This window comes from Isoptericola sp. GX10416 (assembly GCF_056590155.1).
Window position 1 is genome coordinate 297,969 of sequence record NZ_JBWPVO010000003.1, and the last position, 13,678, is coordinate 311,646.

At 73.1% G+C, this 13,678-nt stretch carries 13 protein-coding genes; 3 read left to right on the forward strand and 10 right to left on the reverse strand.

Annotation, left to right across the window (positions count from 1 at the left end; genetic code table 11):
- Positions 1-87 precede the first annotated feature (87 nt).
- Genes ACWAT2_RS07165 through ACWAT2_RS07180 form a run of 4 tightly spaced genes read right to left on the reverse strand, consistent with a single transcriptional unit; the run spans position 88 to position 3,171 of the window.
- On the reverse strand, positions 88-1,128 hold the full coding sequence (locus ACWAT2_RS07165) for an NAD(P)/FAD-dependent oxidoreductase (protein ID WP_402372623.1): 1,041 nt from the start codon (positions 1,126-1,128) through the stop codon (positions 88-90).
- Entirely contained in the window at positions 1,125-1,670 is a 546-nt protein-coding gene (locus tag ACWAT2_RS07170) for an isoprenylcysteine carboxyl methyltransferase family protein (RefSeq protein ID WP_402372626.1), read from the reverse strand. Before ACWAT2_RS07170 ends, ACWAT2_RS07165 begins: the two co-directional genes overlap by 4 nt.
- Positions 1,661-2,740, reverse strand: a complete 1,080-nt coding sequence (locus tag ACWAT2_RS07175) for a type III polyketide synthase (protein ID WP_402372628.1) — start codon at positions 2,738-2,740, stop codon at positions 1,661-1,663. Before ACWAT2_RS07175 ends, ACWAT2_RS07170 begins: the two co-directional genes overlap by 10 nt.
- A gap of 50 nt (positions 2,741-2,790) precedes the next feature.
- Complete coding sequence (locus tag ACWAT2_RS07180; protein ID WP_402372629.1) at positions 2,791-3,171, reverse strand: cupin domain-containing protein; 381 nt, start codon at positions 3,169-3,171, stop codon at positions 2,791-2,793.
- 54 nt (positions 3,172-3,225) lie between these two features.
- Here ACWAT2_RS07180 and ACWAT2_RS07185 point away from each other — a divergent pair, with 54 nt between their 5' ends.
- The 3 genes from ACWAT2_RS07185 to ACWAT2_RS07195 all read left to right on the forward strand — a co-directional run bounded on the left by ACWAT2_RS07185 (position 3,226) and on the right by ACWAT2_RS07195 (position 6,416).
- Positions 3,226-4,068, forward strand: a complete 843-nt coding sequence (locus tag ACWAT2_RS07185) for a UbiA family prenyltransferase (RefSeq protein ID WP_402372631.1) — start codon at positions 3,226-3,228, stop codon at positions 4,066-4,068.
- Between the two features lie 80 nt (positions 4,069-4,148).
- Positions 4,149-4,727, forward strand: coding sequence for a prepilin peptidase (locus tag ACWAT2_RS07190; protein ID WP_402372634.1), 579 nt, complete (start codon positions 4,149-4,151; stop codon positions 4,725-4,727).
- 192 nt (positions 4,728-4,919) lie between these two features.
- Positions 4,920-6,416 carry a S1 family peptidase gene (locus ACWAT2_RS07195; protein ID WP_402372637.1) on the forward strand — a complete coding sequence of 499 codons (1,497 nt, stop codon included), beginning with the start codon at positions 4,920-4,922 and terminating at the stop codon, positions 6,414-6,416.
- Between the two features lie 93 nt (positions 6,417-6,509).
- Here the strand turns inward: ACWAT2_RS07195 and ACWAT2_RS07200 are convergent, their stop codons facing one another.
- The 6 genes from ACWAT2_RS07200 to ACWAT2_RS07225 form a co-directional block, all read right to left on the reverse strand.
- On the reverse strand, positions 6,510-7,553 hold the full coding sequence (locus tag ACWAT2_RS07200) for a polyprenyl synthetase family protein (RefSeq protein WP_402372639.1): 1,044 nt from the start codon (positions 7,551-7,553) through the stop codon (positions 6,510-6,512).
- A 44-nt stretch (positions 7,554-7,597) separates the two neighbouring features.
- A complete protein-coding gene (gene nuoN / locus ACWAT2_RS07205) occupies positions 7,598-9,316 on the reverse strand; it encodes an NADH-quinone oxidoreductase subunit NuoN (RefSeq protein ID WP_402372641.1) in 1,719 nt (572 codons plus the stop codon).
- The gene (locus ACWAT2_RS07210) at positions 9,313-10,923 is read right to left on the reverse strand and encodes an NADH-quinone oxidoreductase subunit M (RefSeq protein WP_402372947.1); all 1,611 of its coding nucleotides are present in this window, start codon (positions 10,921-10,923) and stop codon (positions 9,313-9,315) included. The genes nuoN and ACWAT2_RS07210 overlap by 4 nt, the downstream gene beginning before the upstream one ends.
- A gap of 15 nt (positions 10,924-10,938) precedes the next feature.
- On the reverse strand, positions 10,939-12,885 hold the full coding sequence (gene nuoL / locus ACWAT2_RS07215; protein ID WP_402372644.1) for an NADH-quinone oxidoreductase subunit L: 1,947 nt from the start codon (positions 12,883-12,885) through the stop codon (positions 10,939-10,941).
- A gap of 15 nt (positions 12,886-12,900) precedes the next feature.
- A complete protein-coding gene (nuoK, locus tag ACWAT2_RS07220) occupies positions 12,901-13,200 on the reverse strand; it encodes an NADH-quinone oxidoreductase subunit NuoK (protein WP_402372646.1) in 300 nt (99 codons plus the stop codon).
- On the reverse strand, positions 13,200-13,678 hold a 479-nt coding region (locus ACWAT2_RS07225), incomplete at its 5' end, for an NADH dehydrogenase subunit 6 (RefSeq protein ID WP_480048695.1). The genes nuoK and ACWAT2_RS07225, both read right to left, overlap by 1 nt.

The window sequence follows — 13,678 nt, forward strand, 5'->3', positions numbered from 1 at the left end:
GGGCAGGAGTGCCAGGTTCTCACATCTGTCCCGAGAGGTGAACACCACGTCTCGCATGACGGGACGCAGGCCGCTGTCGACGCCGGATCAGCGCGCCAGACGCTCGACCACCGCGCCGTACACACGCGGCAGGCGGACCGCCGCCGGCACGACGCCCCGCCGCAGCGACGACGCCGCGGCCCCCACCAGCCCGGACGTCAGCAGGCGGTAGTCCCGCGTCACGCGCCGCCACGCCCGCTCGTACGCGGCGGCGTCGTCCAGGTGCGCGACGGCGGCCCGCGCCTGGGCGAACCCGACCCGCAGCCCCTCGCCCGTCAGGGCGTCCACGTACCCCGACGCGTCCCCGACCAGCCGCACGCGGCCGGCCGTGCGCGCCGACGTGCGCACCCGCAGCGGGCCCGCGCCCCGCACCGGCCCGTCCGGCACCGCGCGCACCAGTCGCCCGAGGAGCTCGGGGATCGACTCCAACCCCGCGTCGAAGCCCGCCCCCGGCGGGCCGAGCAGGGCGACACCCACCAGCCCGTCCGCGACCGGTGTGACGTAGGCCTCCGCACGCGGCCCCCAGTGGACCTCCACCAGGTCCGACCACGGCGCCACCCGGTAGTGCCGGCGCAGCCCGAACCGCCGACCCGCACCGACCCGGCCGGGACCACCCTCCGCGGCCCGCTCCAGGCCGACCTCCCGGCGCACCCGCGAGTGCAGCCCGTCGCAGGCCAGCAGCCAGCGGGCCCGCACGCCGCACGCCGTGACGCCGTCGTCGTCCTGAGCCACCGACGTGACCCGGCCCGGCACGACCACCACGCCGGCCGCGAGCGCCGCCTCGTGCAGCGCGGCGTGCAGGGCGGTCCTGCGGACTCCGCGGCCGGGCCCCGCACGGAAGCGGTGGTCGGCCACGCGCCCGTCCTGCCGGTAGGAGATCCCCCGGATCTCCCGACCCGGCGGGTCGGCCCCCAGCCGCCGCGTCGCCGCGAGCGTGCCGGGCATCAGCCCCTCGCCGCACACCTTGTCCACCGGAGCGGCCCGCGGCTCCAGGACGACGACGTCCAGCCCCGCACGGCGCGCCTCGATCGCGGCGGCGAGCCCGACCGGTCCGCCGCCGGCGACCAGGACGTCGGCGTCGGGACTCACCGGCCGCCGGTGTCCCGCGCCGGCTCCACCGCGGCTTCGAGGGCACGCTCCTCGGCCGGGATCCGGAACCCCAGGAGCAGCCAGGCGTTCAGCACCGTGAACCCGACGGCCGTGATCCACGCCGAGTGCACCAGGGGCAGCGCGATCCCCTCGAGAACCACCGCCACGTAGTTGGGGTGCGGGATCCAGCGGTACGGGCCGCGGCGCACCAGGTCGAGCCCCGGCACCACGATGACCCGGGTGTTCCACTGCGGGCCGAGCGTGGCGATGCACCACCACCGCAGCCCCTGGCTCGCCAAGACGAGGACGAGCATCGGCCAACCCAGCCACGGCAGGAACGGCCGGTCCAGCGCGACGACCTCGACGACGCACGCCACCAGCAGCCCCGTGTGCAGCACGACCATGGGCCCGAAGTGCCCGCGCCCCGACTCGACCCCGCCGCGCGCGAACGACCAGCGGGCGTGCCGGGCCGACACGACGAGCTCGGCGAGGCGTTCCAGCCCCGTCGCCAGCACCAGGGCCGCGTACAGCATCACGCCCATCCCGCCTCCCGACCGCTCAGGAGCACCAGCTCCGCGGCGACCCCCGGCCCGAATGCCATGAGGACCGCCCACTCCCCCGGCCGTGGTGCGCCGTCGGCCAGCGTCGCGGCCAGCACGTGGAGCACGGACGACGACGACAGGTTGCCCTCGGCAGCGAGCGTCGCCCGGGTGCGCGCGACGGCGCTCTCCGGCAGCGCGAGGGCGTCGCGGACGGCGTCCACCACCTTCGGTCCCCCGGCGTGCACGATCCACGTGCCGACGTCGTCCACCGTGAGGTCGTGCGGCGCGAGCAGATCCTTGACATCGCCGGCGAGATGGGCGCGCAGCAGCTCCGGGAGCTCCGGGGACAGGACGATGCCGAACCCGGTGTCACGCACGTCCCAGCCGAGGGCGCCCGCCGTGCCCGGGTACAGATGGCTGCGGCTGCCCATCACCTGCGCCGTCGGCCCCGGACCGCGGCGGACGGCGTCCCCGGCGACGACGACGGCCGTCGCCCCGTCCCCGAAGAGGCCGGAGGAGACGAGGTTGGCCGTCGAGGTGTCGTCGCGCTGGAAGGTGAGCGAGCACAGCTCGACCGAGACCAGCAGGGCGACCTGGCGCGGGTGCCCGGCCAGGTACTCGTGCAGGTGAGCCAGGCCCGCCGCCCCGCCGGCGCACCCCAGGCCGAAGGACGGCACCCGCCGGACGTCGGGGCGCAGACCCAGGCGGTGCACCAGGGTCGCGTCGATCGACGGCGCACCCAGACCGGTCACCGACGTGAAGAACACCAGGTCGATCTCCTCGGGCTCGACTCCCGCAGACGCGAGCGCCTCCCGGCCCGCCTGCTCGGCCAGGTCCGTCCCGACCCGCACGAAGTGGGCGTTGGCGTCGCCGAACGACGTCAGGCCCGCGTACTCGTCGATGGGGAGCGCCAGGTGGCGCGTGTCCACGCCGGAGGCGGCGTGGACCCGGTGCGCGAGCCTGCGGCGTGCGCCCTCCGGAGCGAGCAGCGGCACGATCGCCTCCGAGATCTGCTGCTGCGGGTAGACGTCCGGGGGCAGCGCGGGGGCGACGGCCAGCACACGGGACATGCTGGCATCGTGGCACCTCACCGGCCTCGACGCGCGGGGGACGGTGCGGGTCAGAGGCGGACGGCTCCGGCCGCGAGCGCGGTGAGCAGGATCGAGGAGTCCTCGAGAGCCTCCAGGCGGTGCCGTACCGGCGGGATGACGACGAAGTCGCCGACGGTCCCCTCCCACGACTCCTCCCCGGCGACCAGCCGCACCCGCCCCCGGAGCACCTGCAGGGTGGCCTCGTCGGGCGCGTCGTGCTCGCTCATCTCGCGACCGGCGGTCAGGACGGCCACCACCTGACGCAGCGCGTGGTCGTGGCCGCCGCGGACGGTGCGTGCTCCTCGGCCGTTGGTCTGGCGGGCCTTCGCCATGAGCTCGTCGGTCAGGGCGGGCAGGGACAGTGACTCCATGGCGGGCTCCGGTCGGTCGACGTCGAGGGACGCCCTCATGCTGCCACCCGGCCCCCGGTCGTGCCGAGGTTCTGCCGCCACTAGGTTCGCGTCATGTCCGACGTCGGCAAGCTCGCCCGCGGGATGCTGGCGGCCACGCACCCCGCCCCGGCCGCCATGGTCACGCTGTTCGCCCTGGCGCTCGCGCTGCGCATCGAACCGAGCATCGGGCGGGCGCTCCTGGTGACGGCGGCCGTCGCGGCCGGTCAGCTCTCGATCGGCTGGAGCAACGACTGGCTCGACGCCGCCCGGGACCGCCAGGTGGGCCGCACCGACAAGCCGACCGTGCGCGGGGCGGTCACCACCGGCACGCTGCGGACGGGCGCGTTCGTCGCCGCGGGCGTGAGCACGGTGCTGGGCTTCGCCACCGGGACCGGAGCGGGACTGGCGAACCTCGGTGTCCTCGCCGGCGGGTGGACCTACAACCTCTGGTTCAAACGGACGGTCTGGTCGTGGCTGCCCTACGCCGTCGCGTTCGGTCTGCTGCCCGCTTTCGTGGTGGCGGCGGCCGGTGACGGGCGGGTGGTGGCCGGGTGGGCGGTGCTCGCGGGGGCGCTGCTCGGCGTCGGCGCGCACGTCGCCAACGTGCTGCCCGACCTCGAGGACGACCGCGCCACGGGGATCCGTGGGCTGCCGCACCGGCTCGGGCGGCGCGGCGCGAGCGTCGTCGCCCCGGTCGTGCTGGCCGCCGGGTGCGTGACGACGATGACCGGCCCGCCGGGCGGTCCCGCCGGACCGGCCGTGGCACTCACCGTGGTCGCCTGCCTGCTCGCGGCGGCCGCCGGTGCCCTCGGGATGGTCCGACCGCACAGCAGGGCTCCCTTCCTGCTGAGCATGGCGGTCGCCGCCCTGTGCGTGGTGCAGATCGTGGTGGCGGGCGACGCGTTGGCGGCCTGACCGTCCGGCCTGACCGTCCGGCCCGCCCGCACCTGTGGACGGCCCGCCCGCTGCGCGGCAGGCTCCCCTACGATCCTCGCGTGCCGACCCTCACCGAACGCGCCGCGCTCGAGACGTCGCCGTACCGGCGTCGCATCGTCGTCGGCGGCACGCTCGCCCTGGTGTGGGCGGTGTGGGCGAGCGGCCCGGGATGGTCGACGCCGGCGCTCGCCGTCGCCGCGGTCGCGGGCGTCGCGCTCGGGGTCGTCGACGGGGCGACCCACCGCCTGCCGGACGCCCTCACCTACCCGACCACCGCCGTCGTCGGCCTGCTCTTGGCGGGCGCGGCGCTCGCCGGTGACTCCTGGGACGTCTCGCTGCGCGCGCTGCTCGGGGCGCTCTCGCTGGGCGCCGGGTACCTGCTGCTGCACCTGATCAGCCCGTCGGGTCTCGGCCTCGGTGACGTCAAGCTGGCGGTGCTGCTCGGGCTGGTCGGCGCCTGGTACGGCTGGTCGGTGCTGTGGGCCGTGGCCGTGCTGCCGTTCCTGGTCGGCGGCCTGACCGCCCTGGCCCTGATCGTCACCCGGCGAGCCACCCGGCGGACCGCGATCGCGTTCGGACCCGCGATGCTCGTCGGTGCGGCGCTGGCGCTGACGGCCGCCCGGGTCGGCCCGGCCTGACCCGTTCGGCGGGCACGATCCACCCGAACCGGGCAGGCTGGTGCCCGCACCACCATCGATGCTCCGGGCTACCGTGTCCGGCCTGGATACTACCTCGGTATGACCTGAATAGTATCTGGGCAGATGCTGAACGATGAGCATACCGTGGGGTCTGCCGGGTACTCCGCCCGGCACCTGACGGAAGGAAGCTCCATGAGACGAACGACCTTCAGGACGCTCGCCACCACCACGGCGACGCTCACCTTCGTGGCCACGGCGTTCACCGCCCAGGCTGCGAGCCCGACCCCCGACGCCGACGACCCGCTCGGCGACGCGGACCTGGCGGAGAAGTACCCCGTCGAGCTGCTCGAGGCCATGCAGGACGACCTCGACGTGACCAAGGACCGTGCCGTCGAGCGCCTGGACTTCCAGGCCGACGCCTCGATCACCCTCGACGAGCTCGACGACGAGCTCGGCGACGACTTCGCGGGCCTGTGGCTCGACACCGACGACGACGTCGTCTACGCGGCCGTCACCGACGCGGGCAAGTCCTCGACGGTCCGCAAGGCCGGCGCCGAGGCCGTCACCGCCCGCTACTCCCTGGAGGACCTGGAGCAGTGGCAGTCCTCCCTCACCGCGCCCCTGACGGACGTCGACGGCGTGCCCGGCACCTACGTCGACCTCGCGGAGAACACGATCGTCGTCCAGGTGCACCGCGGTTCCCGCGGTGAGGCCCGTCAGGCGGCCCGGGTCGCCGGAGTCCCCCAGCGCGCCATCACCTTCGAGGTCACCACCGAGGAACCCCGCACCTACCAGGACGTCGTCGGCGGCAACGCCTACTACATCGGCAGCGGCTCACGCTGCTCCGTCGGCTTCGCCGTCACCACCGGGTTCGTCACGGCCGGGCACTGCGGCTCGACCGGGGCGACGACGTCCCAGCCGAGCGGCACCTTCGCCGCCTCGATCTTCCCCGGCAGCGACATGGCCCACGTCCGGACCGGCTCCGACGACAACCCCGTCGGCGCGGTCAACGACTACAACGGTGGCACCGTCGCGGTCGCCGGCTCCACCCAGGCACCGGTCGGCTCGCAGGTGTGCCGCTCCGGTTCCACCACGGGCTGGCACTGCGGCACCATCCAGGCCTACAACGCCACCGTCACCTACCCGCAGGGCAGCGTGAACGGCCTCATCCGCACCACGGTGTGCGCCGAGCCCGGCGACTCCGGCGGCTCGCTCCTCGCGGGCGACCAGGCGCAGGGCGTCACCTCCGGCGGGTCCGGCAACTGCCGCTCCGGCGGCACGACCTACTTCCAGCCGGTCAACCCGATCCTGTCCCGCTACAACCTCACCCTCGTCACCAACGGCGGTGGCGGTGACGACGGCGGCGACCCGGGCACGTCCTGCACCGGCTCCTCCTACACGGGCAACGGCTCCCTGAACCGCGGCGGCCAGGCCGTGCACCCTGACGGGACCTACTGGAACCAGAGCGGTTCCGCGACCGTCACCGCCTGCGTCGAGGGCCCCTCGAACGGCGACTTCGACGTCTACCTGCAGCGCTGGAGCGGCAGCAGCTGGTCCACCGTGGCGCAGGGCACCACGACGTCGAGCCTCGACGCGCTCACCTACTCCGCGTCGTCCGGCTACTACCGCGTCGTCGTCCACGCCTACTCAGGCTCCGGCGCGTACACGACGGGCATCACGGTGTCGTGACGTCCTGACAGGCTCCTGATCGCGCGGGACCCGCGGGTCAGGCCGGCGGGCGCGGGCGTGAGGACGACAGGTCCTCGCCCCGCGCCCGTCCTCTCAGGTGGCCCGGTCGGCCAGTGCGGTCGCCAGGTCCCCGAACGCCTGCTTCACCGGGCCCTCGGGCAGCGGCGCCAGCTCGGCCGCCGCCTCCCGCGCCCAGCGCACCGCGAGCTCGCGCGTCTCGGCGAGCACACGGTGCTCGCGCAGCTCGGCCACGACGGCGGCCAGCGCCGCGTCGTCCGACAGGTCCCCGTCGAGACGGGCCAGCAGCTCGATGTCCGACGGCGTGGCCTCGCCGCGCTCCACCCGACGGCGCAGCAGCAGCACCGGCATGGTCGGGACGTGCTCGCGCAGGTCGGTCCCCGGCGTCTTGCCGGACTCGGTGCCGGACGACGCGATGTCGAGCACGTCGTCGGCGAGCTGGAACGCCGTGCCCACCTTCTCGCCGTACCCGGTGACCGCCCCGACGATCTCGTCCGAGCAGCCACCGAACATCGCGCCGAGCCGTGCCGACGTCGCCAGCAGCGACGCCGTCTTGTCGCTGAGCACCTGCAGGTAGTGCTCGACGGCGTCGTCCCCCACGCCCGGTCCCGTCGTCTCGTGGAGCTGACCGAGGCACATCCGTTCGAACGTCTGCGACTGCAGCACCACCGCCTCCGGCCCCAGACCCGCCACGAGCGCCGAGGCGCGCGCGAACAGCAGATCGCCGACGAGGATGGCGACGGAGTTGCCCCAGATGGTGTGCACCGCCGGTGCACCACGGCGCACCGGCGCGGAGTCCATGACGTCGTCGTGGTACAGCGAGGCGACCTGGGTCAGCTCGACGACCACGGCGGCGTCGACGAGCCGCGGGTCCGCCCCGTCCCCCAGCTCGCCCGCCAGCAGGGTCAGCAGCGGCCGGAACCGCTTGCCGCCTGCGGAGACCAGGTGACGCGAGGCGTCGTCGGCCAGCGCGTCCGTCGACGCGACGGCGGCAGCCAGGGCGGTGTCCACCTGTGCCAGCCGTCCCGCGAGCCGTTCGGCCAGCTCGGGATCGTTCAGCGGGATGGCGGTCGGCAGCGCGGCTGAGGCGCCGGCCGAGGCGTCGGTAGCACGGGTCACGATCCGAACCTATCTGCCCGGACCGGGCCTCAGCGAACCGGGCGTCACGGCTGCAGAGGCCGGAACGTCGCCGCCTGCGTGGCCCAGTCGAGTGCCATCTGCGGCACCACCCCGAGCAGGACGACCCCGACCGCGCACAGGACGATCGCCACGGTCGCCGGCCCGCGCGACGTCACCACGACCACGGAGGCCCGGGCGAGCGTGGACCGCGCCGCGGCCAGCGTGGCGGTCGCCGGTGCGCCGCCGTCGGCCGAAGGCTCGCCCTCGGCCGGCCTTGCGCCGTCGGCCGCGCCGACGTCCTCCGCATCCTCGGAGCGCGGCGTGAGCACCATCAGCACGATGAGCCGCACGTAGAAGAACACCGCGACCGCCGAGGCGAGCACGCCGAGCACCGCGAGCGGCCAGGCGCCCGCGGCCACCGCCGCGGAGAACACCGCGAACTTCGCCACGAAGCCCGCGGTGAGCGGGATGCCCGCCATCGACAGCAGGAACAGGGTGAACGCCGCGGCGAGCCAGGGCGAGCGACGCGCGAGCCCGGCCCACTGGGACAGGTGCGTCGCCTCCCCGAGCACCACGCCGTCGGCGTCCTGCTCGCGCACGAGCGTCACGACCGCGAAACCACCGAGGGTCGCGAGCCCGTAGGCGAGCACGTAGAACAGCACGGCCTGCGACCCGACCTCGGAGAAGCCCACGAAGGCGACAGCGAGGAACCCGGCGTGCGCGATCGAGGAGTACGCGAGCATCCGCTTGACGTCCGTCTGCACGACGCCCGCGGCCGTGCCGATCAGCATCGTGAGGATCGCCACGGCCCACAGCCCGACCTCGAGGTCGCGCCGCAGCGGCTCGTCCAGACCCGCCGCCAGCGTGAAGATCACCCGCACCAGCGCACCGATCGCGGCGGCCTTGACGCACGCCGCCATGAAGCCGGTGATGGGGGTGGGTGCACCCTGGTAGACGTCCGGCGTCCACGTGTGGAACGGGGCGGCACCGATCTTGAACAGCAGGCCCACCGTGATGAGCAGCACGCCCGCGATCACCAGGCCGGGCATCAGCTCGAGCACCTGGCTCTCCGGGTGCGCCAGGACGAAGAGCGCACCCTCGATGCTGACCGTCCCCGCGAACCCGTAGACCAGCGCGATGCCGAACAGCATGATGGCGCTCGCGAACGACCCGAGCAGGAAGTACTTGAACGCCGCCTCCTGGCTCAGCAGCCGCCGACGGCGGGCCGTCGCGCACAGCACGTACAGCGGCAGGGACAGCACCTCCAGCGCGATGAACAGCACGATGAGGTTGTCCGTCGCGGGGAACAGGAGCATGCCGCCGGTCGCGAAGAGCACGAGCGGGTAGATCTCCGTCTGCTGCAGCCCCGCCTCCCGGGCGGCGTCCTCGTACGTGGTGCCGGGCACGGCGGCCGCGGTGGGCGCGAACGCGTCCTGGCCGGTGCGCGTGCGGTCGGCGATCACCAGCACGCCGAGCAGCGCCAGCACGGCCACCACGGCCTGGATGCCCAGCGTGAACGGGGTGAGCAGGTACGTGCCGTCCACCACGAAGGCGTACCCCTCGGTCGTGACGCGGTCCCACAGCAGGACCACGGACGCGAGCGAGCCGACGAGGGCCGCGAGGGTCAGGACGACCTGGGTGGTGCGGCGCGCCCGGTCGGGCACGAAGGCCTCGATCAGGACGCCGACCACGCCGGCGGCCAGCACCACCAGGACGGGCATCAGGACGCCCCACTCGATGACGGGTGCCTCGAACGCGTTCACTGCTCGCTCCCCTCGAGAGCCCCGAGGACGGGCTCCGGATCGGTCTCACCCACGTGCTCGACGGAGACGCCCGCGGGTTCGCGCACGTAGTCCAGCGCCGGCCCGGGCATCAGCCCGAGCACCACCAGCGCGGCCACCAGCACGCCGGCGACCGTCTTCTCCCGGACGTCCAGGTCCTTCGCGCCGACGACGTCGGCACCCATCTCGCCGGTGAACATGCGCTGGTAGGTCAGCAGCACGTAGACGGCGGCGAGCACGACGGCGGGGATCGCGACCAGCACCGGCGCGGGCCACCGGGCGAACGCGCCGAGGAAGACCATGATCTCCGAGACGAACGTGGCCAGACCCGGCAGCGCGAGCGCCGAGAGGCCCGCGACCAGGAACGTCCCGCCCAGCACCGGCGCGACCTTGCGCAGACCGCCGTAGTCGGCGATCTGCTGGCTGCGGCGCGGGTGCCGGGCGATCACGAACCCGGCGAGCAGGAACAGCGCCCCCGTCGAGATCCCGTGGTTGAGCATCATGAAGCTCGCACCCGAGATCCCCAGGGACGTGAAGGTGAAGATGCCCAGGATGATGAACCCGAAGTGCGACACCGACGTGTAGCCGATGAGTCGCAGCAGGTCGGTCTGGCCGATCGCGAGGATCGCGCCGTACAGGATCGAGATCACCGCGAGCACGATGATCGCGGGAGCCGCCCATCGGCTCGCCTGCGGGAACAGCGGCAGGCACAGGGTCAGCATCCCGAACGTGCCCACCTTGTCCAGGACGCAGATGAGCAGCGTGGAGGTGCCCGGCGTCGAGTTCTGGGTCACGTCCGGCAGCCAGGTGTGCACCGGGAACATCGGCGCCTTGATCGCGAACGCCAGGAAGAACGCGCAGAACATCAGCCGCTCGACCGTCGGGTCGAGCTCCAGGCCGGTCATGCTCGCCGTCAGGAACGCGTCCTCGGGGCGCAGCCCGGTAGCCGGGTCCACCGGTACCTGCAGGTACAGCGCGACGACGGCGACCAGCATCACGAGCCCGCCCGCGAGCGAGAACAGCAGGAACTTCACCGCCGCGTACCGGCGCTGCGCGCCCTGCCCGAAGCCTCCGATCAGGAAGTACGCCGGGATCAGCATGGCCTCGAAGACCACGTAGAACAGGAACACGTCGCGCGCCGTGAACACGACCACCATGAAGGACAGCAGCACCAGCACGGTGGCGAGATAGCGCCGCAGCCGGACGTGGTCACCGCCCTGCTCGTGCCAGGCGGCGAGGATCACCAGCGGCACGAGGCCCACGCTCAGCGCGACCAGCAGCAACGAGACCCCGTCGACGCCGACGGCGTAGCTCGCCCCGATCGCCGGGATCCACGCGTACGTCTCGGTCAGCTGGTGGGTGCCCGCCGCCGACGTGTCGAACGCCAGGAAGGCGCCGACCAGCAGGGCGACCTCCACCAGCGAGCCGACGAGAGCCACCGTACGGGCCGTGCCGGCGCGGAACGCGCCGCCCCCGCTCGCCGCGCCCGAGGCGGGGCGCCCGCGCCCCGCACCGGTCAGCACCGTCGCCGCGGCCGCGACCAGCGGCCACACCACGAGAGCAGTCACCCAGGGAAAGCCGGACATCATCATCCCTTCCACGCCTCAGCTCGCCCCCTGGCCGGAGACCAGCCAGATCACGAGCACGATCACGCCCAGACCACCCAGGGTCGTCGCGGCGTACTGCCGGACGTACCCGGACTGCAGCCCGCGCAGCCAGCCACCGAGGCGTCCCACGCCCCCGGCCAGGCCCAACCAACCCGCGTCGACGGCCGTCCGGTCCGCGAAGACCATCGACCGCGTCAGCACCTTGCCCGGCAGCATCACGAGCCCCTCGTTGACGTCGTCCTGGTGGAGGTCCACCCGAGCCGCACGCACCAGCGCAGAGGCGGGTGGCGGCGTCGTCGGCACCCGCTGCACGGCGTACTGCACGAAGGCGAGCGCCGCGCCCAGCACCACGAGGACGAGGGTCAGCGTCACGATCAGCCAGATCGGCAGGACCGGCTCATGGTGCTCGGCGTGGCCCGTCACCGGCTCGAGCCAGTGCACGAACCGGTCGCCCGCGTTCAGCACGAACCCGAGCCCGACCGACCCGATCGCCAGCACGACCATCGGCAGCGTCATGAGCCACGGGGACTCGTGCGGGTGCCGCACCGGGGTGCCGTCGGCCGCGCCGTCACGACCCGCACCGCCCGCGAGCTCCGACGCCCACCGCCGTCGGCCCATGAACGTCATGAAGAACAGGCGCGACATGTAGTACGCGGTGATCCCGGCGCCCACCAGGGCGACGATCCCGAAGACCCACGGGCGCCAGCCCTCTCCCACGAACGCGGCCTCGATGATCTTGTCCTTGGAGTAGAAGCCGGAGAACGGCGGGACGCCGAGGATCGCCAACCAACCGAGGCCCATCGTGATCGCCGTGACGGGCAGCAGCCGGGCCAGCCCGCCGAACCGGCGCATGTTCACGTCGTCGTCCATCGCGTGCATGACCGAGCCGGCCCCGAGGAACAGGCCGGCCTTGAAGAAGCCGTGCGTCAGCAGGTGGAAGATCGCGAACGCGTACCCGACGGGTCCGAGCCCCGCGGCGAGCATCATGTAGCCGATCTGCGACATCGTCGAGGCAGCCAGCGCCTTCTTGATGTCGTCCTTGGCGCAACCGACGATCGCCCCGAACAGCAGGGTCAGCGCACCCACGACGGCGATGACGAGCTGGGCGTCCGGCGCCGCCTCCAGGAGCGGTCCCGAACGCACCAGGAGGTAGACCCCCGCGGTCACCATCGTGGCGGCGTGGATCAGGGCGGAGACCGGCGTCGGGCCGGCCATCGCGTCGCCGAGCCACGCCTGCAGCGGCAGCTGGGCCGACTTGCCGCAGGCCGCCAGCAGGAGCAGCAGCCCGATCGCCGTCGCCGTGCCCTCGTCGACGGCCCCGGCCGTCCCGAGCACCGTGGCGAAGTCCACCCCGCCGAACGTGGCCAGCATGAACATCATCGCCGCGATCAGGCCCATGTCGCCCACGCGGTTCATGACGAACGCCTTCTTGCCCGCCACCGCGTTGGGCAGGTGGTGGTCCCAGAACCCGATGAGCAGGTACGAGGCGAGGCCCACGCCCTCCCACCCGACGAACAGCAGCAGGTAGGAGTCCGCGAGGACGAGCAGCAGCATCGCCGCCACGAAGAGGTTGAGGTAGGCGAAGAACCGACGGCGGTCGCGGTCGTGCGACATGTACGCCACCGAGTAGAGGTGGATCAGCGAGCCGACGAAGCTGATCAGCATGACGAACGTCATCGACAGCGGGTCCACCTGGAACCCGAGGTCCACCGACAGCGGGCCCACGTCGATCCAGCTCGCCGTCGTGTGGACGCCCACCCGCTCTGCGGCGTCCACGCCCAGCATGTCGAGCAGGATCACCAGGCCGATCACGAACGTCGCCGTCGAGGCGAGCACACCGAACCAGTGCCCCCACCGGTCGCTGCGGCGCCCGACCAGGAGCAGCAGCGCCGCGCCGATCAGCGGCGTGGCGACCAGCCAGGGCGCGAGGGAAAGAGTCTGCATCAGTCGTCGGCCCCTCTAGCTCTTGAGCAGGTTGACGTCGTCGACCGAGGCCGACCGGCGGGCACGGAAGATCGTCACGATGATCGCCAGTCCGACGACGACCTCCGCGGCGGCCACCACCATGACGAAGAACGCGAGCACCTGGCCCGTGATGTCGCCGTGCATGCGGGCGAACGTCACGAGCGCCAGGTTGGTGGCGTTGAGCATGAGCTCGACGCCCATGAACACGACGATCGCGTTGCGACGCAGCAGCACCGTGGTGGCACCGAGCGCGAACAGGATCGACGCCAGGTAGAGGTAGTTGACGAGCTCCATCAGCCCTCCTCCTCGTTCTGGTCCGGCGCGGGCCGGTCCACCTGGATCCGTTGCACCAACAGCCCCTCCGCGGTGAGCAGCTCGGACGCCGAACGCTGCTGGCCGCGGATGCGCAGCACGCGCGGCACCGAGTGCTCCAGCGGGCGGCCCTGCGGGTCGAGCGCCGGGGTGTCCATCGCGTTGTTCTGCGCGTAGACGCCCGGGGCGGGCAGCGGCGTGAGCTGCCGGCCGGTCGGCAGCAGCGCCACCTTCGCCTCGGCCAGCGCGCGCTGCGTGGGCTTCTTGCCGAGCCGGCGCCGGTGCGTGAGCACCAGCCCCGCGAGCGCAGCCGTGACCAGCAGAATGCCCACGACCTCCATCGCGATCACGTAGTGCTGCAGCAGCACCCGGGCCAGCGCCACCGGGTTGGTGACGGCGTTGGCCTCGACGAGGCCCACCGACGGCGGGAAGGTCGCCTGGGCGACGACACCGAGCAGCA

Bases quoted from the DNA above. Each gene is read 5' to 3' on its own strand.
- ACWAT2_RS07175 (WP_402372628.1), bottom strand. From the start codon at position 2,740: ATGTCCCGTGTGCTGGCCGTCGCCCCCGCGCTGCCCCCGGACGTCTAC.
- ACWAT2_RS07180 (WP_402372629.1), bottom strand. From the start codon at position 3,171: ATGAGGGCGTCCCTCGACGTCGACCGACCGGAGCCCGCCATGGAGTCA.
- nuoL (WP_402372644.1), bottom strand. From the start codon at position 12,885: ATGCAGACTCTTTCCCTCGCGCCCTGGCTGGTCGCCACGCCGCTGATC.
- nuoK (WP_402372646.1), bottom strand. From the start codon at position 13,200: ATGGAGCTCGTCAACTACCTCTACCTGGCGTCGATCCTGTTCGCGCTC.
- ACWAT2_RS07170 (WP_402372626.1), bottom strand. From the start codon at position 1,670: ATGGGCGTGATGCTGTACGCGGCCCTGGTGCTGGCGACGGGGCTGGAA.
- ACWAT2_RS07195 (WP_402372637.1), top strand. From the start codon at position 4,920: ATGAGACGAACGACCTTCAGGACGCTCGCCACCACCACGGCGACGCTC.
- ACWAT2_RS07185 (WP_402372631.1), top strand. From the start codon at position 3,226: ATGTCCGACGTCGGCAAGCTCGCCCGCGGGATGCTGGCGGCCACGCAC.
- ACWAT2_RS07210 (WP_402372947.1), bottom strand. From the start codon at position 10,923: ATGATGTCCGGCTTTCCCTGGGTGACTGCTCTCGTGGTGTGGCCGCTG.